The sequence below is a fragment of the Pseudomonas poae genome (assembly GCF_001439785.1).
Taxonomy (GTDB): Bacteria; Pseudomonadota; Gammaproteobacteria; order Pseudomonadales; family Pseudomonadaceae; genus Aquipseudomonas; species Aquipseudomonas poae.
Window position 1 is genome coordinate 105089 of sequence record NZ_JYLI01000007.1, and the last position, 23795, is coordinate 128883.

A 23795-nucleotide genomic window follows, 5' to 3' on the forward strand; every position below is an offset into this window, starting at 1 on the left:
AAGCTACCTTTAACAGAATGCCTCGAAACCCACCGGTCATTTCTGGACTGTATGTGCGGTTGAGGCACTCAGCCTGAAGAAGGTTTATCCAGACCGACGAATGGCAACGCGGAGCCTGCGCTGAGCCGTACCGGCACCGATTTGGCGGCAGGCACCTTGCTGCGTTCGGCGTGGTGCCATAGCGGCAGCAGCGGGTTGCACTCGGGGTAATACGCGGCTGCGCAGCCTTCGGGAATGTCGTAGGCGATGATCTCGAACGGGCCCACCTGGCGTTTCACCGCGGGCTCGATGGCCGTGGTCAGCATGACCTGCTGGCCCGGCGTAAAGCCCAGGCGCACGATGTCGTTACCGTGCATGAAAATCACCTCGCGCGTGCCGCTCACGCCGCGAAAACGGTCATCGAATCCATAGATGGTGGTGTTGAACTGATCGTTGCTGCGCAGCGTCATCAGTTGCAGCACGTCGCGGGGAGGTTCGGCGAGGTTGACGTTATCGTCCTCGGCCAGGGTCACGGGCGTGACGAACTGCGCCTTGCCACTGGGCGTTTCCCACTGGCGCTGCGCGGCGGCAATCGGGCGATGGAAGCCGCCTGGCTCGGCCATGCGGGTTTCCATGTGGTGGAAAATCTTCGGGTAGATCGTGCCGATGGCCGTCCTGACCCTGGAGTAGTCATCGCTCCAGGCCTGCCAATCGATGGTGCAGCCGTTGGAGAGGGTGGCCATGGCCAGCCCGGCGACGATGCTGGCTTCAGCGCGCACGTGCGGGCCGACCGGTTCCGCGCTACCGCGCCAGCCGTGGATGCAGCCGGTGCTGTCCTCGGTGGTGTACATCTGCGGCACGCCATTCTGCCGATCGATTTCGATGCGGCCCAGGCAGGGCAGCAGCCACATGGCGCGTGCGGGCAGCAGGTGAGTGCGGTTGAGCTTGGTCGCCACCTGCACGTTCAACTGCAGATTTTGCCAGGCCGGCTCCATGCGTGAGGTGTCAGGAACCGCGCGCAGGAAATTACCGCCCAGGCCGATGAAGCCGCGTACGCGGCCGTCAAGAATGCCTTCACAGGCATCCACGGTGCACAGGCCCATGTGCGGCGGCACCGTGAAGCCGAAGTGCTGTTGGATCAGGTCCGCCGGCACTTTCTTCGGGTCTTCGGTAATGCCCACGGTACGCTGGCCCTGCACGTTGGAATGGCCGCGTACCGGGCAGATTCCCGCGCCCGGCTTGCCGATATTACCGCGCATCAGCAGCAGGTTGACCAGCATCTGCACGTTCGCCACGCCCTGGCGATGTTGGGTAATGCCCATGCCATACACCAGCATCACGCGCTGGCTGCGCGCATACACGGTGGCGGCGGCTTCCAGCGCACTGCGGCTAAGTCCGCTCTGGCGTTCCAGTTGTGTCCAGTCGCAGCCGCGTACGTAAGTGGTGAACGCTTCGAAGCCGTCGGTGTGGCTGGCGATGAAGTCGTAGTCCAGCACCGCGGGCGTGCCGTGCTCGGTGGCCTGGTCATCCAGGTCCAGCAATGCCTTGGCGATGCCGGTGATGGCGGCGGTATCGCCACCAATGGCGACCTGGTGGTATTGAGTGCTGATCAGCGTCGACTCGGGCGTGAGCATCTCCTTGGGCGACTGCGGGTTGACGAAGCGCTCCAGCCCGCGTTCGCGCAAGGGGTTGAAGGTGATGATCGGCACGTCGCGTCGACGCACTTCCTGCAATTGGTGGAGCATGCGCGGGCTGTTGCTGCCCACATTCTGGCCGAAAAAAAACAGGCAATCGGTGTGTTCGAAGTCGTCCAGGGTCACGGTGCCGACCGGCACGCCAATGCTTTCCTGCAGGCCCACCGAGGTACTTTCGTGGCACATGTTGGAGCTGTCGGGCAGGTTGTTGCTGCCATAAGCGCGGGCGAACAGCTGGTACATGAACGAGGTTTCCAGCGACGCGCGCCCCGAGGCGTAAAAGACCACACTGTCCGGCTCCATGGCGTTGAGCTGCACGCCGATGTCGCGGTAGGCCTCTGCCCAGGAGGTTTCGCGGTAGCGGTCCGTGACGGGGTCGTAGCGCATCGGGTGGGTCAGACGACCCTGTTGTTCCAGCGCATAGTCCGACCATTCGCGCAGCTCGCTGAGACTATGCTCGGCGAAGAAGGCCGGGTCGGTTTTGAGTGAGGTGAGTTCCCAGGCGGTCGCCTTGGCGCCGTTCTCGCAAAATTCCAGCGCATGGGGTCGGCCGGGTTTGGCCCAGGCGCAACTCACGCAGGCAAAGCCATCCGGCTTGTTCTGTTTGAGCAGGGCCGCTGGCGCTTTGCCTAGCGCCTGTTCGCGCCACAGGATGTGCATCACCGACTGTGCTGAACCCCATCCGCCACTGGCGTGGGTGTAGGGCTGGAAATGGCTTTTGGGGTAGATAAGCATCCGTCACTCCCAGGCATCGGTTGGAACCGATCAAGGTTCCCGTTCAGCGCAAGACTCGCGCTTTATTTACGCATCGCACGCTGAATGCGCATCCACTCGCGATACGCCGCAGTGCGCTGCGTATCGGCGAGCTTCTTCGCTTCGGTAAAGCGCGTCCAGGTCACGGAATCGCCGCTGTAGGACTCGATCAGTTGATACGCCAGGGCGTCCAGTCGATCAGCCTCGAAGAACATGGCGGTATTGCGGGCGATCTCGTCATCCCAGGTATGGCTGGGGTCGGTGCTGTAATCGAATGTGCGACTGTTCATGATGTAACGCTCTCCGCCCACTTTATCTCTGTCGCGCTGCTCCACTGCACATCGGTAATGCCGTATTTCTCGGCCATGGGTCTGGAGACACGCTTGAGGTTCTGTTGCCCGAATTTGGGAATCACCGCCACGCCGGCATCACAGCTCGCCCAATGCCAGGCTTCGGCATTGTTCATCTGGGGTGCACGCACGATGAAGGACTTGGGTTCACCGTGCAGCTGGTAGTGAATAGTGAATAAATCGTTGCGTTTCATGAGACCTCCCTATGCTCATGAGTAACAGATAATTGACGTCAAAAAAGATTCAAAAAAGTTGAGACATCAATCGTCGACGGTAAATCTGACAAAGCCTGGCCCCTCACTTGGCCGTTCAACTTCAACCGTCACGCCGCTGACTGAAGTGCCATCGGGCAGATTCACGGTGACGTAGTTGGGGTGACCGGGCCATTGCAGCGGTGTCTGGAAATTCAGGCTCACGATGGTTGGTTTACCGCTGCTGGTCATCTTGATATCCACCGATTCATTCAAGACTTCCTCGGGCTCTGTACCGAGGTGGCGGCGAGCGGTGATCACACTGGCAGGACCTTGATAGTCGTAAGACATGCGGAGTTACCTCAGGCGATGGGGGACAAGCTTGCAGTGCGGTAGAGCCCTGGGCGTAAACGATCGTTCAATGCAAATGAACGAGCGGCGCTGTCAGTGCCGATGGGGCGTTGCCGTGGGATCGCCGATCTGGATGATCTCGCCCTGCTGCCACGCATCCGCGCCGGGGGCAACCGCTGGCGCGGGAATGTCGGCCCGTGCGGCTTTCTTTTGGTTGCTGTCGATTCCCAGCCGCTGATCGCGTTCGGCAACCATGCGCGGGTCTGCCTGGCCATCGGCGGTGAAGCCCATCATCAGTTGGGGCACGCCCAGGGGCAGACGCTTGTCGAGGTCGGTGTGCCAGGTATGCCAGGTCTTGCCATAGGTGTGCACCAGTTTCTCCATCAGCGCGTGCTCGGCCACCTCGGGAATACCGGGCGCCACCAGCTGTCCCGACTTCACCTCGTGCACATGGCTGTGCCACAGCGCTTTTTCCGCAGGCGGCAGTGCGTTGAACAACTGCTCGCTGATGATGTATTCCACGCCCATCAGCTTTGCCTCCTTGCGATTGCCGTCATAGATCACGCACTGGATCACCTCTTCGTTGAGGATGGCGCAGTAGTGGTGCGCTTCCATCTGTACATCGGGGTGGCCGTTGTAGAAGTGGAAGCCATCCAGGTAGGCGTTCAGCGCATCTATCGGCGGGCGTGACTGGAGCAACGCGGCGCCGGTGTCGAGTGCGCGTGTGCTCGCGGCCTTGGTCTTGCCGGGCGCCTCGACATTGGAGGGCGAGTCATTGCCGGCGCAGGCGCCTAGCAGGGCGAAGGCGGTTGCCAGGGACAATGCCTTGGCCGTGCGGTGGGGGGCGGTGTCAGTCATCAGAGAGTCCTTCCTGTGGGGTGTTTTCAGGCTGGAGCGTCAACGCCGTCTTCAGCCCTGCGAAGGTTGGAAAACCTGAGGGCGCGCGCGTTCAAAATCTCTTTGGCATTGAAAAAGCTCGGGGCTCGTCATAAGAATCGAGTGGAAAACAACGCATGCGCAGGGAGTCATCATCATGTCGGTTGCCGCTTCAACCCTTGATTACCTTAAGCACCATCAACTGAAAATCACCACGGCCGAGTCTTGCACGGCCGGCAAGATCATCACTTTGCTCTCGCAGGTCGACGGCGGCGGTGCATGCATCGAAAGCGGTTACGTGGTGTATTCGCCGCAGGCCAAACAGCGTTTGTTGAACGTGCGCGCCTATACGATAGAGACCTTCAATCTCACCAGTTGCGAGGTTGCACGAGAGATGGTCCACGGCGCGCTGCACGATAGCCCGGCCAATGTGGCGGTCGCCACCACCGGGCTGCTGGGGCCGGACGCCCTCGACGGCATACCGCCGGGCACCGTCTGTTTTGCCTGGGCCTTTCGTATCGGGCAGGTTGTCAGCGTGTTCAGTCGCAAAGAGCATTTCAGCGGGTCGCGCGAGCAGGTTCAACTGGCGGCCTCTGTCCACGCCTTGCAATGGTTGCCGCACTTTCACCAGCGAGCAGTGGCAGGGGAGCGTGGCTAAAGGATGGCTCAGATACTTTAAACCTTCTGCGCGTGCGCAGTGTCGATTGCTCAGGACACGTCGGAGGGAATGTAATGATAGGGATCGTGATACCTGCCCATAACGAAGAGCGCTACATCGGCGAATGCCTCGACTCCGTGTTGCGCGCCACTGAACACCCGGCCCTCAAGGGTCAAACGCTGGAGGTGCTGGTGGTGCTGGATGACTGTTCGGATGGCACGCCGGCGTTGGTGTCGGCCAGGCAGGTACAGCGGCTGGACGTGTGCTTTCGCAATGTCGGCCAGGCCAGGGCCACAGGCGCTGAACAGCTATTGAAGCGCGGCGCTCGCTGGCTGGCCTTCACGGATGCCGACACAGTGGTGCCACCAGACTGGCTGGCGCGGCAGATCGGATTTGGTGCCGACGCGGTGTGCGGCACCGTCGACGTGGATGGCTGGAGTGAACACGACGCCGCCGTGCGTTCGCGGTATCTGTCGCTGTACCAGTTCATTGAAAACCATCGGCATATCCATGGCGCCAACATGGGCCTGAGCGCTGAGGCCTATCGCACCGCTGGCGGCTTTCAGCATTTGGCGGCTCACGAGGATGTGCGGTTGGTGGCAGACCTGGAAAGGACCGGTGCGCGCATCGTCTGGACCGCCACCAATCCGGTGATCACCAGTGCGCGCCGCGACTACAAGTGTCGCGGCGGGTTCGGCGAATACCTGGCCACGCTGGTGCCCGGCCGTCTTGGCGCAGACGCGTGCCTGGGGGCGGGCGCTGCGCTCGGCGTCGAGTAACCGTGGACCTGGTTGACTGGGTGCAATGGCCCGCCATGGCCGTGACCGTGCTCTCGGCATGGTTCATCGGTTCGCAGCGCCCGCGTCGGCGCATGCTCGCGTTTTGGGGTTTCATCCTCAGCAACACGTTATGGGTGGCCTGGGGCTGGCACACCAATGCCTACGGTTTGATCGTGCTCGAATGCGTTCTATTGGGCATGAATGCGCGGGGCTTCACAAAGAATCTGCGCGCGCAGCGCAATGCCGGATGATCGCGCTCAGCGATTTCGCACGTTCTTTTTGAAACCGCGCAGGTTCATCAGACACAGGCATACCTGTAGCACGATCAGCGCATACGCATGGGCATGAACGCCCCAGATGACCCACAGAATATTGCTCAGTATGAAACAGAAAAACCCCGCCATCCGCCTCGCCGGGCGCTGAGACCCGATCAGCCAGGCCGCCAGTACCGTGACGGCCATGGCAGGCCATTGCACCCAATCCACATCACTCAAGCCGACATCCTCAATCATCACTTCGTTTAAAACACAGAGGGTCGCCTGGGTGAATGATTCAGATTTTTTCCTAGCCCTCGCCTTAACCGCTTGTCAGCCAGGCAGACGATTTGTTGAACAGGCGCGGGGGTGTTCGAGCCACATACAACAAGGGCTGCCGGCCCGACTTTTAATCCGCCTGGAGATAATCATGAAAAAGCTTTCGATGTGCCTGGGCCTTTGCAGTGTGTTCATGCTGCAGGGGTGCTTCGACAATGCCGACAACAACACCAAAGGCAATACCGATGGGAGCAAGTCGTCGGTGCAGATGCAGGAGGGTAAGGGGGAGGGGGGCAAGTGATTGAGAACTGGCTCAACCATGGCGCGCCGCCTGAAGAGCCTAATGGTCTGAGGACACAGGTCATGACATGTTTCGGGTGGCACGCGCTGAAATGCCGAGGCACGATGCGCGGGTCTTTTGTAAACGCAGCCTCAGGGCTATGATCCGATGAACATGGGCAAAAATCAGGAGCGCTTCAATGAAAAGTGCAGATAAGCAAGTTTCAGACCGCGAGATCGACGCCTTGGAACTATTAGTGCCTGCCCAGGCGCGCAAGGCCACGCTGTCTGCTTATTTTCGTGCATTATCGGTGAGCCAGCGCGGCGTGCTGTGCATGGATGAAGGTAGTCTGGTGCGTGTTTCGCAGGACGGCAGTAAAACACTCGTTGCTCAAGGGAAGCCTCGTCGCAAGGTCAAGACTGGAGAGGTCATTACCGTGCGTCGAGTTGAAGAGCAAACGGTAGGTGGGCGTGCCTAGGCTGCGTATTTTTGCGGGACCCAACGGGTCCGGTAAAAGCACAATCAAGGGTGAGTTGGATCCCGCGTTAACCAAGTTGTATGTCAATGCGGATGAATTGGAAAAAGAGGCCAGGGCAACTGGCTTTATTGATTTATCGGTTTTTGATATCGCGACCACATTGGATGAGTTGCTCAGGTTTCATGCCGAACACCATCTACTCATTAATAAGAGCCTGACTGATCATGTCAGTAAGCTTGGTTTGCAAGGCGCCCGGATTGATTATCGAGCTATTCTGGTCGACTCCTATTTTGCGTCCGTGATTTCTGACTTCATTCGTCAGCGCTTGTTGGAAAAAAGGGCGAGCTTTACGTTTGAAACGGTGATGTCACATCCCGGCAAAGTTGAGTTCATGCAATTGGCCCAAGCGCGGGGCTACCGCACCTATCTTTATTTCGTATCGACAGAAAACCCCGCAATCAATATAGATCGAGTGGAAATTCGCGTTAAAGAGGGTGGGCATCCCGTCGAGCCTGAAAAGGTTCGCGAGCGATACTACAAGTCGCTCGACCTATTGCCTGGAGCAATTGCTGCAAGTGATCGTGCCTTCATTTTTGACAACTCCGCAGATCGCTCGGTCTTGCTTGCAGAAATTACATCCGGTGTTCAGCTTCAATATCACACGGAAGATGTTGCTGATTGGTTCTTTGAGGCTTACGCCGACAAGGTGGGTGGGTGACGGGGAGCGGGCTCCCTTGCATGGCGAGAATCTGATACGCCCCGTCGAATTGCCGGGAGCGGCCAGACCTCTGCGACGATTATTGTTCCCGCACCTTAGCAGGAACGATCACCATGCAGCCGCCCCCGAGCATCGTCAGTCGCTACGATAACCACGTTCACTTCTACACGGCAGCCGACCTTCAGCGCGTGTCGGGCCCGCTGCCCTACAGCTTGCCGGCACCGCATCCGTTGACGGCGTACCTGGACAGGCTGATCGATGCCGGGACGCTCCCCGCGGTCATCAACCATGTTCACCTGAGCATCCTGCCGGACTCGCACAATGTGTTCGCCTCTTTCGACGAGTTGAAGGTGCTTCAGGCCGCCAACCCCCGGCGGTATGGCGGCGTGAGGCTGGTCGGCACGATCAAGGCGCACCCGGTCTACGCCACTCACGAACGCCTTGCCCATCCGCAGGTCATCGGCGCGCGTATCGTGCTGCACGATGCGCCGCCTGAAAGCGTGCACGGGACGCGTTTTTGCACCGCGCAGTGGTTGGCCTTCTACGCTCGGCTACTGCCGCACCAGCACGTGCATATTTATGCAAAAGAAGCCGCGACCACACTGCGCGTGCTGCGTCAGGTGCCGGAATCCGTGCGGGTCATCATCGATCACCTGGGCAGTTGCCACGGTGAACGCGGTGCGACGGAGCCTGCCTATCTTGCGCTGCTCGCTGAAGCGCAACGGCGCGGCACCGTGTGGTTCAAGGGGCCGGGCTATCGCACCGCGGTCGACCCGCACACGGTTGCCCAATTCGTCACGCAGATTGTGCGGACCCTCGGTGCCGACAGGCTGCTGCTGCAAGCCAGCGATGCGCCGCATGTGGGGGTCGACCACCAAGGTGTGGCGTATGCCCGCGAGTTTGATGTGACCCGTGCCTTTGAGTTTGTCGACGCTGTTGCGCGGCATGTGTGTGAGGCGACTCGCCTGCCGGTCAGCCAGTTGCTGCGAGGCGCTTGCTGATCTTCCCTTTGTACCGTCCGGGATATCCATTGATGACCAGTATCCGTAGCAAAGAAATCACCTTCGCCGTCCACTACGGCGACGCAACATTGAACCTCAAAGGCTGGCTGTTCGAGCCCGATCTGCCTGCTTGCGACCGACTGCCACCAATCGTCTTCAACTCAGGCTTCACCGGCGGCGTCAGCATGTATGGCCAACTGTTCGGGCGTGCGCTGGCGGCGCGGGGTTATCGCGTGATGACCTATGACGTGGCGGGTTTCTTTTCCAATAAATACGTACGCAACACGCTCAAGGCCGGGGGGATCGAAATCACCCAGGTGATCCTCGAAGACCAGCGGGACGAAGTCCTCGGCGCCGTCGCCTGGGTACGCGAGACTCTGGGTGAAATGCCGGTGGTGGCGTCCTGGGCGCTGGGGGCTGTGGCAAGCCTTGGCGCCATGGCTCAATTGGCGGCAGCGGGGGGCGAGCAGATCCGCTTCTGGGTGCCGATGAGCTATACCGGCACCCGTCAATTGCAAGCCTTGCGTACCGACAGTCAGGCGGCCGATGCAGCGATCCACCAGTTGCCGGATGACGCACCGATTCCGCCGTTCGATATCGGCACCGAATCGACCCGTCTGGGCTTTTACCCACTGGATCCCCAGACCCAAGCCTATGTAGATCAGCAGTTGGGCGGCTATACCGAGGCGGGCGGCGCTGATCGCTGGCCGGGTTGCAGCCATGTAACGGCGAAGTCCTACAAAGCCTGCGTCGCCTATGACCCGGAGCACGGTATCGAAGGCGCAACAGGCTTTGCGCCTGCATTGATTATCCACGGCGCCGACAATACTCTGCACAGGCCGTCTGAATCCGAGCGCCTGTATCGGCACTACCCCGGTGACGCCGGCGAAGGCGCGCTGATTATCCCGCTGATGCAACACGGCCAGCAGAACCAGGCGAACAATCCGCTGTTCCGGGCCATGATCCACAGCATCGATGAAGCGATTCGTGCGCGCGGCTGAACAGGCCGTCAGCCGTTGAGGACTTGCTGAGCATCAACCCTGTGGCTAGCCCTAATGCCGTTCAGTTAAGCGCAGATTCCCTGTGGCGAGCAGGCTTGTCCTGCGTTGGGCTGCGCAGCAGCCCCAAAACCAGGCGCTGAGCCGTATCAGGTACACCGCGTTTTGCTGGAAGGGGGGCGCTTCGCACCCCAACCCTGTGGCAAGCCCGCTCGCCACAGGGTTGTTTCAATCACGTTTCCCTGGGTGGCCGCCCATTCGAGAATCCTGCGATGACGACTCCCAGGCACATTGGTTTGCTCATGCTTCCCCAGTTCTCAATGATGGCGCTCGCTGGCGCCAGCGAGCCGCTGCGGGCGGCGAATCGGCTTAGCGGCGCGCGCTTGTATGAGTGGACGCTGCTGAGCGAAACCGGAGGGCCGGTATGCTCCAGCAGCGGCTTCGAACTGCAGACGGTGGCGATCGAGCACGCCCCCGCGCTGGACCGCGTGTTCGTGCTGGCCAGCCTGGACATCGAGACACAGAAACCGCCGAAGATGCTGCGCTATCTGCAACGCGCGGCGGCCCGAGGCACGACGGTAGGCGCCTTGAGCACGGGCACCTTCATTCTCGCTCGCGCCGGGTTGCTCGATGGAAAACGCTGCACCTTGCACTGGGAATGCATCGGCCAGTTTGCCGAAGAGTTCCCCTTGATCGAAGTGACGCGCGATCTCTACGTCAACCATGACAACCGCTGGACCTGCGCCGGTGGCACGGCGGCCATCGACCTGATGCTGGCGCAGATAGCGCTGGATTTCGGCAACCCACTGGCGGCTAGTGTCGCCGAGCAATTCCTGCATGCCCGTATCAGGGCGCCGGAAGAACATCAGCGCATGTCGATCCAATGGCGTTTCGGGGTTCATGACCGGCGCCTCACGGCGGCGATTGCCACCATGGAAAACAACCTCGAGCACCTGGTTGGCATCGACGTGATCGCCGAGCGCTGCAACCTGTCACATCGTCAGTTGGAGCGCTTGTGGCAACAGCACTTCGGTAAAACCCCGAAAAAATTCTACCTGGAACTGCGGCTTAACGAAGCGCGTCGCCTGCTGCGTGAAAGCGCCCAGCCTATCGCCCATATCGCCCACCGTTGCGGCTTCGTTTCAGCCTCGCACCTGGGCGACGTCTACCGGCGGACCTGGGGCTGCACGCCCGGCGAAGAGCGGCGGAAATTTGATGAAACCCATTCCTGATGTCAGGGCGTGACCCTGCAGCGCTAATCTTTTGCCACCGCTTCGTATCGACGCTGGCGCACTTGGAAACGTCGATTTTTTGATAGAACTCGTCGGGCATACGGCGCAGTTGCCGTGCGCCGGCGCGGTAAGGTTCATGCAGGTTCAGCGCGCTGTCTGGCGCTGCTCCCGACCACAACAACAATGACCTGAAGAAGGCCAAGCAACCATGGAAACCCTGCGCTTCATTCTGGACAACCACGGCCTGATCAGCCTGCTGCTGGGGCAGCACCTGTTCATCGTCGCGCTTGCCGTCGGGCTGGCGATCCTCACCGGCGTGCCCATTGGCATCGCGATCTCCCAGCACGCCGGATTGCGTCGCTGGGTGCTGGCGTTGGCTGCCGTGCTGATGACCATTCCTTCGGCCGCGTTGTTCGGGCTGATGATTCCCGTGCTGTCCCTGGTGGGCTACGGAATCGGCGTGGTGCCGGCAGTCATTGCGCTGTTCCTGTATTCGCAGTTGCCGATCATCCGCAACACCAGCACCGCGATTTCCAACATCGACCCCGCCTTGCGCGAAGCGGCCATCGGCATGGGCATGTCCCCCTGGCAGCGACTGCGCAAGGTCGAACTGCCGCTGGCGGTGCCGCTGATCATGGCGGGCGTCAGGATGGCCACGGTGATCAATATCGGCATTGCCGCCATTGCAGCCTACATCGGCGCCGGCGGCCTGGGCAGCCTGATCATTCGCGGCATTACGCAAACCGATACCCGGCAATTGCTGGCCGGTGCCCTGGTCATCAGCGTGATCGCCATCGCGGCCGACTATGCGCTGTACGCCCTGCAGCGGCTGCTGACACCCCGCGGCCTGAACACCAGCACGCTGATAGCCCGCCGACTTGAAGAGGCAACGACATGATCCAGATTGAGCACCTGAGCAAGACCTTTGGCGCCATCACTGCGGTAGAAGACGTCTCGTTGAGCGTCGCCGAGGGGCAGATCTGCATCCTGCTCGGCCCCTCGGGCTGCGGTAAAACCACCACCTTGAAAATGATCAATCGGCTGATTGCGCCGACCTCCGGCACCATCAGGATTGCCGGACGCGATACCGCCGAACTGGACAGCGTCACCCTCAAACGCTCCATCGGCTACGTGATTCAACAAGTCGGCCTGTTCCCCAACATGACCGTCGAGGACAACATCTGCGTGGTGCCCAATCTGCTGGGATGGGACAAGACCAAAAGCCGCAAGCGCGCCGCGGAGCTGCTGGAAGTGGTGGCGCTGGACCCGGCGATGTTTCTCCAACGCTACCCCTGTGAACTCTCGGGCGGCCAGCAGCAGCGGGTCGGCGTGGCCCGTGCGCTGGCGGCGGACCCGCCGGTGATGTTGATGGACGAGCCGTTCGGCGCCATCGATCCAATCAATCGCGAGGTGATCCAGGACGAATTCATGCGTATCCAGCGTCAGGTCGGCAAGACCGTGCTGTTTGTCAGCCACGACATCGACGAGGCGATGAAGATGGCCGACTGTGTCGCGTTGTTCCACGATGGCCGCATCGAGCAGTTCGGCACACCCGACGACCTGCTGGCACAGCCTGCCAGCGAGTTCGTGGCCAGCTTCATGGGCGGTGACCGCGTCATGAAGCGCCTGCGCCTGATGCGCTCGGTGGACGTGGCAAGCCAGGTACCGCCTCGGCAGGGCGGTTCTTCCCCCGCGCAACTGGTGGTCAAGCCTGGGGATGATCTGCGTCAGGTGCTTTCGCAACTGCTGGGGTGCGGTCAGGACTGGGCGCTGTGCAACGACAGCGACGGACGTTTTGTCGGCTACGTGCACCAGGCCGATATCCTCGCGCGATTGGCAGACCACACGATGCCGAGGGTGCACTGACGATGCCTGAGTTCATCAGCCGACTGAGCGCCGGGCTCGAGCGCTATTGGGGCGATATCAGCTACCTGAGCGTTCAGCACCTGCAAATCGTCGCCATCAGCGCGGTCCTGGCCTTGCTGGCGGCGCTGCCCCTGGGCGTGTGGATGAGCCGCGCGGCGAGCCAGCGCCATGCCATGGCGTGCATGCAGTTTCTCAATGTGGGGCAAGCCATTCCCAAGCTTGCCTTGCTGGCGCTGGCCATGAGTTTTGTCGGCGTGGGCAGTGGCGCGGCCATCTTCGCCTTGTGGGTGGCAACCCTGCTGCCAGTGGCGGTAAACACCTGCGAAGGTTTGCGCGCGGTGCCCCGGCACTTGATCGAAGCGGCCGAGGCCATGGGCATGACGCCTGCGCAAGTGCTGTGGAAGGTCGAAATACCGAATGCGATGAACGTGATCTTTGCCGGCATTCGCACGGCGCTGGCCATCAACGTGGGGACCGCGCCGCTGGCCTTCCTGGTTGGCGGGGGCGGGCTGGGTGAGCTGATTTTTACCGGTATCGACCTGAACGATTTCGACATGATGCTGGCCGGTGCCGTGTCCACCGCACTGCTGGCCATCGCGGTCGACCTGGCGTGCGGCCTGGTCCAGAACCTCAGCGTTTCTCGGGGGTTACGTTTGGCCGGGCGCGTTTGAAACCTGTCGGCACACAACACTTAAACGAGGTGCGGGATGATATATCGAGCGTTGGTCAGTCTGATGTTTGCGCTGGGCCTGACAGGCGGTGTGTTTGCCAGCGACACTATCGTCGTCGGCGGCAAGAAATTCACCGAGCAACAATTGGTGGCCGAACTCACCACCCAGTTGTTGCGCGCCAACGGCTACCGGGTGGATAAACGCCCGGACCTCGGTTCTTCGATCCTGCGTGCGGCGCAGGAGAACGGCCAGGTCGATGTGTACTGGGAATACACCGGCACTGCCCTGATTGTTCACAACAAGATCAACGAAAAGCTGGATGCCGAAGCGGCTTACAACAAGGTCAGCGCCCTTGACGCGCAGAAGGGCATTACCTGGCTGAATCCATCCGGCGCCAACAACACCTACGCACTGGCCATGCGCAAGGAGCAGGCGGACAAGGACGGCATTGCCTCGATCAGCGACCTGGCCAGGAACATCGGTGACGGCAAGGCCTACACATTTGCCTCCAATGCCGAATTTTTCTCGCGTTCTGACGGGCTGCGCCCGTTGCAGCAAGCCTACGGGTTCGAGTTCGGGCGTAAAAACGTTATTCGAATGGACGGCGGCCTGACGTACCAGGCCCTGCGCGACAACCAGGCGAACGTCGCGCTCGTGATGTCGACTGACGGACGCATGTCCGCGTTCGGGTTTATTGCCCTGAAGGACGACAAGGGATTTTTTCCCAGTTACGCACTCACCCCCGTCATGCGCACCGAGGCACTGAAGGCCAACCCGAAGGTTGGCCAATTGCTCAACGCGCTGTCTTCCACGCTGGATGACGCCACCATCGCTGCGCTCAATGCCCGTATTGAAGTGGGCCGTGAATCCATCGAAAACGTATCCCGGGAATTCCTGCAGCAACGCCAATTGCTCCAGATAAACTGACTTGGCGCTGTCCGGAAGCAACCCCAGCTTCTGTGTGGCAAGCGGACTTGTCGTGGTTGAGCGGGTTTCCGTGGCGAGCGGGCTTGCCCTGCGTTGGGGTGCGAAGCGCCCCCAATCCAGCAAAACACGGTGTACCTGATACGGCTCAGCGCGTAGTTGTGGGGCTGCTACGCAGCCCAACGCAGGACAAGCCTGCTCGCCACAGAGGTCCTTCCCGGCCTCACTCACAGCTGCTCCAGCAACCAGGTGCGAAAAGCAATCAACGAAGGCAGTCTTTCATTGCGCGGTGGATAAGCCAGGTAATAACTGCGCTGACTGGCGAACGGCTGCCCCAGGCTGATCAGTTCGCCATTTGCCAGTTCGTCGCTCACCAGAATGCGCGGCACCAGGCCGATGCCGATACCTGCGCGCACGGCCTGGATCAAGTGCGAGGTCAGCTCAAAGCTCGGCCCCAGGCGCATCAGGCGATGGGGCAAACCGTGGTGACTGAACCACTCGCCCCACACGGTGGCATTGTTCGCCACATTCAACAGCGTCTGCTGCGCCAGGTGCTGCGCTGGCCAGTCTTGATGGGCCAGGGCGGCTTCAGGCGACATGATCACCAGCAGTTCCTCCATGTGCAGGCGATGGCTGATCAGCCCCGGCAGATCGGCACTGCCCACGACGATGGCGGCGTCGATACCGCCGGTTTCGAAGTCGATGGCGTCGATCCGCGAATGGATGTGCACCAGCATGCCGGGATGGTTTTTGTAAAAATCATGCAGGCGCGGCAACAGCCACTTTGAGCCAAAGGTCGGCAAGGTGGCCAGGCGCAGAGTGCCGCTGCCCGACTGGTAGGCCAGGGCCTGCAGCGTGGCGGCGCGGATCAGGCCGAGCGCGTGGCTCATTTCGCGCTGATACAGCCTGCCCACATCGGTCAGCTGCACTTGCCGGCCTTCGCGGCGAAACAGCGTCAGGCCCAATTGCTGTTCCAGCGCCTGAACCTGCCGACTCACCGCGCTTTGGGTCAGGGACAGCTCCACGGCCGCGCGGGTATAGCTTTCATGCCGCGCAGCGGCTTCAAACGCCAGCAGCAGCGACATCGAAGGGGTGAGGTGACGGTAATTCATTCGTAAAAGTCATCGATAGCGGCAGGATTATACGTTTGTAGCACGCCCTAACCTGCAGGATCATGGGCCAAACCAATGACCTGAGGCTGACCTATTAATGCCCAGGCGACAAGTATTTCGACTTTCCGTGAATTGAGACCTGCCCGCGATGATCGCCCCGTTGCCCACCTCTGTACCTGCGCCACAGTACCCGGAGTTTCTGCAGGCCTTGCAGGTCAGCGGCTTTCGCGGCCAGCTCAGCGCCGACTACGCCACCCGCACCGTCTTGGCCACCGATAACTCGATCTATCAGCGCCTGCCCCAGGCGGCGGTATTCCCCCTGGACGCCGACGATATAGCGCGCATCGCCACCCTGATGGCCGAACCGCGCTTTCGCCAGATCAAACTGACCCCGCGTGGCGGTGGCACTGGCACCAACGGCCAGTCGCTGACCGACGGCATCGTGGTCGATCTGTCGCGGCACATGAACGCGATCCTTGAGATCAATGTGGCCGAGCGCTGGGTATGGGTGCAGGCGGGCGTGGTCAAGGACCAGCTCAATGCCGCGTTGAAACCCCACGGACTGTTCTTCGCCCCGGAGCTGTCCACCTCCAATCGCGCCACCGTGGGCGGCATGATCAACACCGACGCCAGCGGCCAGGGCAGTTGCACCTACGGCAAGACCCGTGACCATGTCCTTGAACTGCACAGCGTGTTGCTCGGCGGCGAGCACCTGCACAGCCGGCCGCTTTCCGACGGCGAGCTTGAGGCGGCGTGTGCGCAGAGCGGGCGCATTGGTGAGGTGTACCGCACTGCGCGGCAGATCCACGACACCCAGTCGGAGCTGATCGCCTCGGTGTTTCCCAAGCTCAATCGCTGCCTCACCGGTTACGATCTGGCGCACCTGCGTGACGAGCAGGGGCGTTTCAACCTGAACAGCGTGCTGTGCGGCGCGGAAGGCTCGCTTGGCTACGTGGTCGAAGCCCGGCTCAATGTGCTGCCGATTCCGCGCTATGCGGTGCTGGTCAATGTGCGCTACGCCAGCTTCATGGACGCACTGCGCGACGCCAACGCCTTGCTTGCGCATGCGCCGCTGTCCATCGAAACCGTGGACTCCAAAGTGTTGCTGCTGGCGATGAAAGACATTGTCTGGCACAGCGTCGCCGAGTACTTCCCCACCGATGCCGCGCGCCCGACGCTGGGCATCAACCTGGTGGAATTCAGCGGCGACGATGTGGCGCAGGTCAACGCACGGGTAACGGCCTTTGTCGCGCACTTGCAGAGTGACACCACCCTTGAGCGGCTGGGCCACACCCTGGCCCAGGGCGTCGAAGCGGTGACCCGCGTCTATGCCATGCGCAAACGTTCGGTAGGACTGCTGGGTAACGTCGACGGTGAGATTCGTCCGCAGCCCTTTGTCGAAGACACCGCCGTGCCGCCGGAGCGTCTGGCCGATTACATCACCGAGTTTCGGGCCCTGCTCGACAGCTTTGGTCTGGCCTACGGCATGTTCGGCCATGTCGATGCCGGGGTGCTGCACGTGCGCCCGGCGCTGGACATGAAAGACCCGGCCCAGGCCGCGCTGGTCAAACCAATCTCCGACGCCGTGGCCGCTCTGACCCAGCGTTACGGCGGACTGTTGTGGGGCGAGCACGGCAAGGGCTTGCGCTCTGAATACGTGCCCGCTTTTTTCGGCGAGCTGTACCCGGCCTTGCAAGCGCTCAAGGGCGCCTTTGACCCGCACAACCAGCTCAACCCCGGCAAGATCTGCACACCACCGAATGCCGCCCAGGGGTTGCTCAAGGTCGACGAGGTGACACTGCGCGGCGACCTTGACCGGCATATCGACGAACGCGTGTGGCAGAGCTTCGGCACTGCCATGCATTGCAACGGCAATGGCGCCTGCTACAACTACGATCCCGACGACGCCATGTGCCCCTCGTGGAAAGCCACCCGTGAGCGTCAGCATTCGCCCAAGGGCAGGGCGTCTTTGATCCGCGAGTGGTTGCGCCTGCAGGGCGCGGCCAATATCGACGTTCTGACCGTCGCCCGCGGCCGGCTGGCCTGGTTGGGCGGGTTACCCGCGCGGCTGCGCAACAACCTGGCGCGCTCGCGCGGTGAGGCGGACTTTTCCCATGAGGTGTATGACGCCATGGCGGGCTGCCTGGCGTGTAAATCCTGCGCGGGCCAGTGCCCGATCAAGGTCAATGTGCCGGAGTTTCGCTCGCGGTTCCTTGAGTTGTATCACGGTCGCTATCAACGTCCGCTGCGCGACTACTTGATCGGTTCGCTGGAGTTCACCATTCCCTACCTGGCTTACGCGCCGGGCCTGTACAACGCGATCATGGGTGCCGGCTGGATGAGTCGACTGCTGGCGCGCCACGTCGGCATGCTCGACAGCCCGCTGATCCACCGCCACGATTTGCAGGCCGTGCTCAACGCGTGCAAGGTCAAGGTCGCCAGCGTGCCGACCCTGCGCGAGCTGACGCCCGCGCAGCGTGAGCGCAGTGTGGTACTGGTGCAGGATGCGTTCACCCGTTACTTCGAAACACCAGTGCTGGCGAGCTTTATCCAACTGGCTCATCAGTTGGGCTATCGGGTGTTTCTTGCACCCTACAGCGCCAACGGCAAGCCCTTGCATGTGCAGGGCTTTCTCGGCGCCTTTGCGAAAGCGGCGATCCGCAATGCCGCGCAGCTCAAGGCGCTGGCCGACTGTGGCGTGCCGCTGGTGGGCCTGGATCCGGCGATGACGCTGGTGTATCGCCAGGAATACCGCAAGGTGCCGGGAATAGGCGAATGCCCCACGGTGCTGCTGCCTCAGGAATGGCTGCTCGATGCGCTCCCGGACCGCGCGTCCCAACGCCCGCAGACCTTCCGGCTGCTGGCGCACTGCACCGAAAAGACCAACGTGCCGGCAAGTACCGCGCAGTGGCAAGCCGTGTTTGCCCGAGTGGGCCTCACACTGGTCAGCGAGGCGAGTGGCTGCTGCGGCATGTCCGGCACCTACGGCCATGAGGCGCGCAATCAGCAGACGTCGAAGACTATTTTCGAGCAGTCATGGGCCGGCAAGCTGGACCAGCCTGGTGAAGCGCTGGCCACGGGGTATTCCTGCCGCAGCCAGGTCAAGCGTCAAGCCGGCAAGCACCTGCGCCACCCGTTGGAAGTGGTGCTGGAGCATGCCTGTCAGCCTTACTCTTTAACGTCCATGAACTCTTCGGCCCACGCCATGTAACTGGCAGGCAACGTGTAGGTGTGGGTGAGTTCGGTGGCGCTGAGGTTGGAGGTGCGGTGGGTCAGTTGGCGCTGCGCGCGCAGGCTGTCGTAAGTGGCCTTGATGGCCGCAAAGTAGGCGCCATGTCCGGCCACCACCACGCGCACGCCGAGGCTGGCCAGGCGCTCTGCGTCGTTGAGCGCGGGGTTGGCGTAGGTCACCAGCATCAGCGGAACGCTGAGGTTCTCGGCGATCTGCTCCAGGTGCTCGAAGTCCTTGATGCCAACCATGCAGATGCCGTCGGCACCGGCCTTTTCGTAGGCCCTGGTGCGCTTGATCACATCCTCTGTGGGCAGCACGCCGGCGTTGGTGCGCGCGATGATCGACAGCGCCGGATCGACCCGGGCTTCGAGGGCGGCCCGGACCTTGCCGATGCCTTCGTCGATGGAAATCAGGTCGGTGGATTTGCGTCCGAATTGCGCAGGCAGCAGGGTGTCTTCGATGGTCAGCGCGGCGACGCCGGCGCGTTCGAGTTCTTCGACGGTGCGCATCACGTTCAGGGCATTGCCATAACCATGGTCGGCATCAGCGATAAAGGGGAGCTGGGCGACGCGGCCGATGCGCGTGGCCTGTTCGACGAATTCGCTGAGGGTGATCAGCGCAAAATCGGGCGCCGCCAGCACCTGCAATGAGGCGACCGAGCCGCCCAGGATGCCGACCTCAAACCCCAGGTCGGCCGCAATGCGCGCGGACATCGGGTCAAACACAGAAGCTGTTTCGACGCACTGGGGTGCGGCAAGCAACTCACGAAAATTGCAGCGAAGCGCTGAGTGGGAAATTTTTGGCATGATCTTTCCTGGTTCTGGCCATCGTCTAATGCACGATCAATGCCTGTTTATAAACCAGCGAGCCTACCACGCAGATGAAATCAGCGTTATGACGTTTAAGAATGGGTCATGCGCCAGGCACATAACCCTCAGGGGCAGGCATAGCGATGCCTGGCGGTCCTGAGCAGGTCGCGCAGCTTGTCGGCTTGCAAGGACAGTGTCATTTGCCGCTCATCGATCACGATTTCGGCGACGATCAACGCAAGAATCAATGGCGCGGTCACCATCCAGTGCGCATAAAACTCAGTGATCAACGAGAAGAACACCCCCAGAATCCACAGTCCCAGGACCCATTTTGGTGCGCGCTGCTGCAAGGGCACCCACAGCCGCTGCAACTTTTTCAGGCGGGTTGTGTGCAGTCTCAGTGAATCTTCAAGCTTGGACAGATACGTGTTCGACATAAGAGTAGGCCACTGCGTACAGGACGAAGGTTGTTAAACGGTTCGGGCTTTGCCAGGCAGCGGTCTGCCCAGCCAGCTCAGATTGACCTCTTTGACGGCGACCCAGTCCCCGTTGGCGGGCTGGGCGGTACAGCGTTTGAAGGCGATACACACACCGTGGCTATCCAGTAAAGCAAAGTCCCGATAGTCGGGTGTGGAGCTGAACAGCCAGGCAAAGACGCGCATCGCGGTATCCGGTTGATCAAACGGGCCAGCTGAATTCGAACAGGGTGCCGCCGTTTTCCATGCGCCGGCAGCTCACCGCGCCGCCGTGGGCGAGGGCAATCGCACGCACCACCGCCAGGCCCAGGCCGCTGCCGCCTTGGGCCCGGGAGCGCGAGTTTTCGCCGCGCTGAAAAGCCTCGAACAGGTGCACGGCAAATTCTGCGTCGATGCCGGGGCCGTCATCGCGTACCCGCAAATAATGGATTGCGTCGCGGGTGCTCAGGTGGATGTTGACGTTCCCCGGCGTGGCGTGGCGGCGGATATTGTCCAACAGGGCGAGCAAGGCCTGGCGGATCCGCCCGGGATCGCAGCGCATCAAACGCCTTTGCAGGTCCAGGTGCAGCACAAAACCGGCGGCCGTGAGGCTCGGTTCGAACAGCCGCACATCGTCTTCAATCCCGGCGGCCAGGTCGGCGTTCTGCAGATGCAGTTCCAGGTAGCCGCTGTCGGCCAGCCCGACCACCCGCAAGTCTTCGATCAGCCGCGTCAGCCCTTCGACCTGGCCCAGCAGGCTGTAGAATTGTGCGTTATCTGGCTCGAACACCCCTTCGGCCAAGCCTTGCAGGCGACCGCGCAGGATGGTCAGGGGCGTGCGCAGCTCATGGGCAATCGCCGCATTCCAGAACGCCTGCTCCTGGGCCATGCGTTTAAGGCGCTGGGCCATGCTGTTGAAGTCATCCACCAGTATCGCTGCCTCTGCGATGGGCTGCTCGCCGGCCAGGGCTTGCGCTTCCAGGTCCCCGTCGGCCAGTTTGCGCAGGTTCTCGGCGACCGAGTTCAAGGGCATCAGGATCCGCCGCGACAACTTCAACGCCACCACCGCGCCCACGGCCAGGCTCACCAGCGTGATCAGCCCCATCCAGGCCCACTCGATATTGGACGGCATCCAGGTGTTGGCGTCTTCTTCGGACGGTGGCCAATAGGCCCACAACAGCGAATAAAACACGTAGGAGCCGACCACGGCGAGGGCGATGACGTACAGCACCACGGCCGACATCGACACAATGATCTGGCGGCTCAAGCCGTTGAGGATTTTCACGTCACACTCCCAAACCGGTAGCCCACGCCGCGGATACTTTCGGGCACACCTTGCAGGCCGAGGTCTTCGATCTTGCGGCGCAGCTTGCTGATATGGCTGTCCACCGTGCGCTCCAGGCTGTCGCTTTCCGGCGAGCACAGCGCCAGCAGTTCGGCGCGGCTGAACACGCGCTTGGGCGCCTTGGCCAGTTGCGCGAGCAATTTGAATTCGGTCGCGGTCAGCGGCAGCGTCAATGCCTCGCCTGCCGTGCGCACGGTGACTTCGTGGCTTTCAATATCGATCTCGAACGCATCCACACGCAGCACGCTGCTGGCCGACACGTATTTATAGTCGCTGGTGCGGCGCAGCACGGCCTGAGTACGCGCCACCACTTCGGCCGGGTTGAACGGTTTGACGATGTAGTCGTCGGCGCCGATGCGCAGGCCCATCAGTTTGTCCAGGTCCTGATCCTGTGCGGTCAGCATGATCACGGGCGTGTTGCCGCGATGGCGGACTTCGGCCAGCACCTTCCAGCCGTCCACGTGAGGCATCAGCACATCGAGCAGCAGCAGGTCCGGCTTGAGCGTCTGGTGCAGCTCCAGCGCGCGTCGGCCGTCGAGCGCGTGGGCGGTGCGAAACCCGGCGCGCTTGAGGTAGGCGATGAGGATGTCGGCGATTTCCGGTTCGTCCTCGGCGATCAGTACCAGCGCCTGGGTTTCCCGGTGGGTGTTGGGCAGGTCGTTCATGTTGAGCTCGGTGTGGTTGCCGTGAGGGCGGGGAGATTGTGCGCAATTACCATGCGCTTTTGTGGGAGGGTTTGTGGAGAAATGATGGAGAGGGGGGATATTGGCAAAAATGTTGGGGATTTGGGGGCTTTCGATGGGGGGATTCCGTTGCTGCGGGGACGGCTGCTATGGGTTCCGCCCTTACGGCGGCCCACGGATTCAAGCCGGCGTTCGGCCTGCGTGGTTGACGGGGCGCTTGAGATCAAGATCAAGATCTAAAGCAAAGCAGATCAAAAGCAGGGTCTGGTGCATCCGCTGCTCTGTGGGAGCTGGCTTGCCTGCGATGCAGACACCTCAATCCATCAGGAAAAACCAGTCGATGCCTTCGCAGGCAAGCCAGCTCCCACATTTGACCGCGTTCACACTCACTGATACCGGTCGGCTCCAAAGCCTAAGCGAGGTGCCGAGTGTTGGGCATATATACACCGAAAAATCGTCTTCAAGGGGTTAACCCCGCTCTTACCTCATATGCAAAATGATCGGGCTGCTGCTGGCCGGGTCGGTGTGGCCGCGCAGTTTGCTGACGTCCTTGGCGTCCACTGCGCCGCCGGCGTTGCCCCAGGTGCTGCGCATGTAGGTCAGCACCTGGGCGATTTCCGTGTCGGAGAGTTGCTCGCGGAACGCCGGCATGCGGTAGGCGTCGGGTACGCCGGCGGCGACGATGCGTTGGGAGCCGTTGAGGGTGATGTTGATGGCCGAGGCGGCTTCCTTGGCCAATGCCGAGGTGGCGCCGGCCAGGGGTGGCATCCAGTCAGGCTGGCCCTTGCCGTCCAGGCCGTGGCAGGAGGCGCAGCGTGTCGCGTACAGGTGGGCGCCGGGGCGTGCGTCGGTGGCGGCTGTCTGGTACTGCCAGGGCGCGCCGTCGCGCTGCGGATCGCCGGGCAGTGACTTGAGGTAGCGGGCGATGGCGGCCAGGTCGTCGTCGGCCATGAACTGCGTGGAGTTGTTGAACGCTTCGGTCATCGAGCCGTAGACCACTGCATGCTGGTTGCGCCCGGTCTTGAGGAATTGCACGATCTGCGGCTCGCTCCAGCGGCCCAGGCCGGTGTTGTGGTCCTGGCGCAGACTTGGCGCGTACCAGCCGTCGAGCAGCGCGCCGGCGAGGAACGGCGCGCCGGTCTCATCCAGGGCTTTCTCGTTGAAGGCCAAGCCGCGCGGCGTGTGGCAACTGCCGCAATGGCCCGGGCCCTGAACGATATAGGCACCCCGGTTCCACAGCGCATCCTGCCCCGGTTTGGCGGCGTAGGTAGTCGTGGGGGCGAACACACCGTTCCACAGAGCGATGGGCCAGCGCATATTCAGCGGCCAGGGGATGGCGCTGGGAATATTGGGCTCGCTGGCGGGTTGCACGCCTTTCATGAAGAACGCGTACAGCGCGCGCACGTCATCGTCGCTGAGCTTCACATAAGACGGGTAGGGCATGGCCGGGTAGAGTCGGCGGCCGCCCGGCGCCACGCCCTGGCGTACCGCGCGGTCGAAGTCGGCCAGGCTGTAGGCACCGATGCCGACGTCTGGATCCGGGGTGATATTGGTGGCGTGGATCGCCCCCAGCGGGGTAGCCATCTCCAAGCCGCCGGCAAAGGGCGCCTTGCCGGCGAGGCTGTGGCAGGCCACGCAGTCGCCGAGGCGCGCGACATACTCGCCACGGCTGACCAGGGCAGGGTCGAAGGTTGTGGCCTGTTCCTGCTCGAACGGCGAGGCAGGCTCACGGGTGACATACCAGGCCAGCAGGCCGGCGGCGATCAGGCAGGGCAGGGCAAGCCAGCCTGCGGTTCGGGCGAATCGTCGGGTGTTCATGGGCGTTCC

The 23795-nt window shown here is 61.8% G+C and carries 26 protein-coding genes; 14 read left to right on the forward strand and 12 right to left on the reverse strand.

Going from position 1 to position 23795, the window contains the following annotated elements; genetic code table 11:
• Positions 1 to 68: 68 nt before the first annotated feature.
• The 5 genes from TU75_RS10550 to TU75_RS10570 all read right to left on the reverse strand — a co-directional run bounded on the left by TU75_RS10550 (position 69) and on the right by TU75_RS10570 (position 4176).
• Positions 69 to 2408 (reverse strand): FdhF/YdeP family oxidoreductase, encoded by a 2340-nt coding sequence (locus TU75_RS10550; protein WP_060548899.1) that lies wholly within the window; start codon positions 2406 to 2408, stop codon positions 69 to 71.
• A gap of 62 nt (positions 2409 to 2470) precedes the next feature.
• Positions 2471 to 2716, reverse strand: coding sequence for a hypothetical protein (locus TU75_RS10555; protein WP_060548900.1), 246 nt, complete (start codon positions 2714 to 2716; stop codon positions 2471 to 2473).
• Positions 2713 to 2970, reverse strand: a complete 258-nt coding sequence (locus tag TU75_RS10560; protein WP_003235666.1) for a DUF6555 family protein — start codon at positions 2968 to 2970, stop codon at positions 2713 to 2715. The genes TU75_RS10555 and TU75_RS10560 overlap by 4 nt, the downstream gene beginning before the upstream one ends.
• A gap of 66 nt (positions 2971 to 3036) precedes the next feature.
• The gene (locus TU75_RS10565; RefSeq protein WP_015371800.1) at positions 3037 to 3318 is read right to left on the reverse strand and encodes a hypothetical protein; all 282 of its coding nucleotides are present in this window, start codon (positions 3316 to 3318) and stop codon (positions 3037 to 3039) included.
• 93 nt (positions 3319 to 3411) lie between these two features.
• A complete protein-coding gene (locus TU75_RS10570) occupies positions 3412 to 4176 on the reverse strand; it encodes an OBAP family protein (protein ID WP_060548901.1) in 765 nt (254 codons plus the stop codon).
• A 175-nt stretch (positions 4177 to 4351) separates the two neighbouring features.
• On the opposite strand from TU75_RS10570, the gene TU75_RS10575 reads away from it, so the two are divergent.
• From TU75_RS10575 to TU75_RS10585, 3 genes are all read left to right on the forward strand, one after another.
• Positions 4352 to 4852 (forward strand): CinA family protein, encoded by a 501-nt coding sequence (locus TU75_RS10575; RefSeq protein ID WP_003235661.1) that lies wholly within the window; start codon positions 4352 to 4354, stop codon positions 4850 to 4852.
• Between the two features lie 74 nt (positions 4853 to 4926).
• Complete coding sequence (locus TU75_RS10580) at positions 4927 to 5631, forward strand: glycosyltransferase family 2 protein (protein WP_060548902.1); 705 nt, start codon at positions 4927 to 4929, stop codon at positions 5629 to 5631.
• 2 nt (positions 5632 to 5633) lie between these two features.
• Positions 5634 to 5882: a hypothetical protein gene (locus TU75_RS10585; RefSeq protein ID WP_003235658.1), complete on the forward strand. Its 249-nt coding sequence runs from the start codon at positions 5634 to 5636 to the stop codon at positions 5880 to 5882.
• A 6-nt stretch (positions 5883 to 5888) separates the two neighbouring features.
• Here the strand turns inward: TU75_RS10585 and TU75_RS10590 are convergent, their stop codons facing one another.
• A complete protein-coding gene (locus TU75_RS10590; RefSeq protein ID WP_015371804.1) occupies positions 5889 to 6143 on the reverse strand; it encodes a hypothetical protein in 255 nt (84 codons plus the stop codon).
• 172 nt (positions 6144 to 6315) lie between these two features.
• On the opposite strand from TU75_RS10590, the gene TU75_RS27635 reads away from it, so the two are divergent.
• The 10 genes from TU75_RS27635 (at position 6316) to TU75_RS10635 (ending at position 14335) form a co-directional block, all read left to right on the forward strand.
• Positions 6316 to 6465, forward strand: coding sequence for a hypothetical protein (locus tag TU75_RS27635; RefSeq protein WP_015371805.1), 150 nt, complete (start codon positions 6316 to 6318; stop codon positions 6463 to 6465).
• A gap of 178 nt (positions 6466 to 6643) precedes the next feature.
• Positions 6644 to 6922: a hypothetical protein gene (locus TU75_RS10595; protein ID WP_015371806.1), complete on the forward strand. Its 279-nt coding sequence runs from the start codon at positions 6644 to 6646 to the stop codon at positions 6920 to 6922.
• Positions 6909 to 7640, forward strand: coding sequence for an ATPase (locus TU75_RS10600; protein WP_015371807.1), 732 nt, complete (start codon positions 6909 to 6911; stop codon positions 7638 to 7640). The genes TU75_RS10595 and TU75_RS10600 overlap by 14 nt, the downstream gene beginning before the upstream one ends.
• Positions 7641 to 7753: 113 nt before the next feature.
• Positions 7754 to 8641, forward strand: a complete 888-nt coding sequence (locus TU75_RS10605) for an amidohydrolase family protein (RefSeq protein ID WP_060548903.1) — start codon at positions 7754 to 7756, stop codon at positions 8639 to 8641.
• A gap of 32 nt (positions 8642 to 8673) precedes the next feature.
• Complete coding sequence (locus TU75_RS10610; RefSeq protein ID WP_003235650.1) at positions 8674 to 9642, forward strand: alpha/beta hydrolase family protein; 969 nt, start codon at positions 8674 to 8676, stop codon at positions 9640 to 9642.
• Positions 9643 to 9941: 299 nt separating this feature from the next.
• Complete coding sequence (locus TU75_RS10615; protein WP_032870979.1) at positions 9942 to 10871, forward strand: GlxA family transcriptional regulator; 930 nt, start codon at positions 9942 to 9944, stop codon at positions 10869 to 10871.
• Between the two features lie 208 nt (positions 10872 to 11079).
• Entirely contained in the window at positions 11080 to 11769 is a 690-nt protein-coding gene (locus TU75_RS10620) for an ABC transporter permease (protein ID WP_060548904.1), read from the forward strand.
• Complete coding sequence (locus tag TU75_RS10625) at positions 11766 to 12737, forward strand: ABC transporter ATP-binding protein (protein WP_060548905.1); 972 nt, start codon at positions 11766 to 11768, stop codon at positions 12735 to 12737. The genes TU75_RS10620 and TU75_RS10625 overlap by 4 nt, the downstream gene beginning before the upstream one ends.
• 2 nt (positions 12738 to 12739) lie before the next feature.
• Positions 12740 to 13408, forward strand: coding sequence for an ABC transporter permease (locus TU75_RS10630; RefSeq protein ID WP_060548906.1), 669 nt, complete (start codon positions 12740 to 12742; stop codon positions 13406 to 13408).
• A gap of 36 nt (positions 13409 to 13444) precedes the next feature.
• Positions 13445 to 14335, forward strand: a complete 891-nt coding sequence (locus TU75_RS10635) for a glycine betaine ABC transporter substrate-binding protein (RefSeq protein ID WP_060548907.1) — start codon at positions 13445 to 13447, stop codon at positions 14333 to 14335.
• 224 nt (positions 14336 to 14559) lie between these two features.
• On the opposite strand, the gene TU75_RS10640 is transcribed toward TU75_RS10635, so the two are convergent.
• Positions 14560 to 15444, reverse strand: a complete 885-nt coding sequence (locus tag TU75_RS10640; protein ID WP_003239152.1) for a LysR substrate-binding domain-containing protein — start codon at positions 15442 to 15444, stop codon at positions 14560 to 14562.
• A gap of 148 nt (positions 15445 to 15592) precedes the next feature.
• On the opposite strand from TU75_RS10640, the gene ydiJ reads away from it, so the two are divergent.
• Positions 15593 to 18655 carry a D-2-hydroxyglutarate dehydrogenase YdiJ gene (gene ydiJ / locus TU75_RS10645; RefSeq protein ID WP_060548908.1) on the forward strand — a complete coding sequence of 1021 codons (3063 nt, stop codon included), beginning with the start codon at positions 15593 to 15595 and terminating at the stop codon, positions 18653 to 18655.
• Here ydiJ and TU75_RS10650 read toward each other — a convergent pair.
• From TU75_RS10650 to TU75_RS10675, 5 genes are all read right to left on the reverse strand, one after another.
• Positions 18613 to 19482: an isocitrate lyase/PEP mutase family protein gene (locus TU75_RS10650; RefSeq protein WP_060548909.1), complete on the reverse strand. Its 870-nt coding sequence runs from the start codon at positions 19480 to 19482 to the stop codon at positions 18613 to 18615. The two genes, ydiJ and TU75_RS10650, sit on opposite strands and share 43 nt — an antisense overlap.
• Before the next feature lie 128 nt (positions 19483 to 19610).
• Positions 19611 to 19922: a hypothetical protein gene (locus TU75_RS10655; protein ID WP_003239158.1), complete on the reverse strand. Its 312-nt coding sequence runs from the start codon at positions 19920 to 19922 to the stop codon at positions 19611 to 19613.
• Between the two features lie 241 nt (positions 19923 to 20163).
• Positions 20164 to 21225 carry an ATP-binding protein gene (locus TU75_RS10665; RefSeq protein WP_003239161.1) on the reverse strand — a complete coding sequence of 354 codons (1062 nt, stop codon included), beginning with the start codon at positions 21223 to 21225 and terminating at the stop codon, positions 20164 to 20166.
• Complete coding sequence (locus tag TU75_RS10670) at positions 21222 to 21950, reverse strand: response regulator (protein ID WP_003239162.1); 729 nt, start codon at positions 21948 to 21950, stop codon at positions 21222 to 21224. Before TU75_RS10670 ends, TU75_RS10665 begins: the two co-directional genes overlap by 4 nt.
• A 498-nt stretch (positions 21951 to 22448) precedes the next feature.
• On the reverse strand, positions 22449 to 23786 hold the full coding sequence (locus tag TU75_RS10675) for a c-type cytochrome (protein ID WP_003235446.1): 1338 nt from the start codon (positions 23784 to 23786) through the stop codon (positions 22449 to 22451).
• Positions 23787 to 23795 lie beyond the last annotated feature (9 nt).

Coding starts and splice junctions, on each gene's coding strand:
- TU75_RS10625 (WP_060548905.1), top strand. CDS start 11,766: ATGATCCAGATTGAGCACCTGAGCAAGACCTTTGGCGCCATCACTGCG.
- TU75_RS10635 (WP_060548907.1), top strand. CDS start 13,445: ATGATATATCGAGCGTTGGTCAGTCTGATGTTTGCGCTGGGCCTGACA.
- TU75_RS10640 (WP_003239152.1), bottom strand. CDS start 15,444: ATGAATTACCGTCACCTCACCCCTTCGATGTCGCTGCTGCTGGCGTTT.
- TU75_RS10655 (WP_003239158.1), bottom strand. CDS start 19,922: ATGTCGAACACGTATCTGTCCAAGCTTGAAGATTCACTGAGACTGCAC.
- ydiJ (WP_060548908.1), top strand. CDS start 15,593: ATGATCGCCCCGTTGCCCACCTCTGTACCTGCGCCACAGTACCCGGAG.
- TU75_RS10565 (WP_015371800.1), bottom strand. CDS start 3,318: ATGTCTTACGACTATCAAGGTCCTGCCAGTGTGATCACCGCTCGCCGC.
- TU75_RS10630 (WP_060548906.1), top strand. CDS start 12,740: ATGCCTGAGTTCATCAGCCGACTGAGCGCCGGGCTCGAGCGCTATTGG.
- TU75_RS10615 (WP_032870979.1), top strand. CDS start 9,942: ATGCTTCCCCAGTTCTCAATGATGGCGCTCGCTGGCGCCAGCGAGCCG.
- TU75_RS10580 (WP_060548902.1), top strand. CDS start 4,927: ATGATAGGGATCGTGATACCTGCCCATAACGAAGAGCGCTACATCGGC.
- TU75_RS10670 (WP_003239162.1), bottom strand. CDS start 21,950: ATGAACGACCTGCCCAACACCCACCGGGAAACCCAGGCGCTGGTACTG.
- TU75_RS10595 (WP_015371806.1), top strand. CDS start 6,644: ATGAAAAGTGCAGATAAGCAAGTTTCAGACCGCGAGATCGACGCCTTG.
- TU75_RS10590 (WP_015371804.1), bottom strand. CDS start 6,143: ATGATTGAGGATGTCGGCTTGAGTGATGTGGATTGGGTGCAATGGCCT.
- TU75_RS10620 (WP_060548904.1), top strand. CDS start 11,080: ATGGAAACCCTGCGCTTCATTCTGGACAACCACGGCCTGATCAGCCTG.
- TU75_RS27635 (WP_015371805.1), top strand. CDS start 6,316: ATGAAAAAGCTTTCGATGTGCCTGGGCCTTTGCAGTGTGTTCATGCTG.
- TU75_RS10570 (WP_060548901.1), bottom strand. CDS start 4,176: ATGACTGACACCGCCCCCCACCGCACGGCCAAGGCATTGTCCCTGGCA.
- TU75_RS10610 (WP_003235650.1), top strand. CDS start 8,674: ATGACCAGTATCCGTAGCAAAGAAATCACCTTCGCCGTCCACTACGGC.
- TU75_RS10575 (WP_003235661.1), top strand. CDS start 4,352: ATGTCGGTTGCCGCTTCAACCCTTGATTACCTTAAGCACCATCAACTG.
- TU75_RS10675 (WP_003235446.1), bottom strand. CDS start 23,786: ATGAACACCCGACGATTCGCCCGAACCGCAGGCTGGCTTGCCCTGCCC.
- TU75_RS10560 (WP_003235666.1), bottom strand. CDS start 2,970: ATGAAACGCAACGATTTATTCACTATTCACTACCAGCTGCACGGTGAA.
- TU75_RS10555 (WP_060548900.1), bottom strand. CDS start 2,716: ATGAACAGTCGCACATTCGATTACAGCACCGACCCCAGCCATACCTGG.
- TU75_RS10550 (WP_060548899.1), bottom strand. CDS start 2,408: ATGCTTATCTACCCCAAAAGCCATTTCCAGCCCTACACCCACGCCAGT.
- TU75_RS10605 (WP_060548903.1), top strand. CDS start 7,754: ATGCAGCCGCCCCCGAGCATCGTCAGTCGCTACGATAACCACGTTCAC.
- TU75_RS10650 (WP_060548909.1), bottom strand. CDS start 19,482: ATGCCAAAAATTTCCCACTCAGCGCTTCGCTGCAATTTTCGTGAGTTG.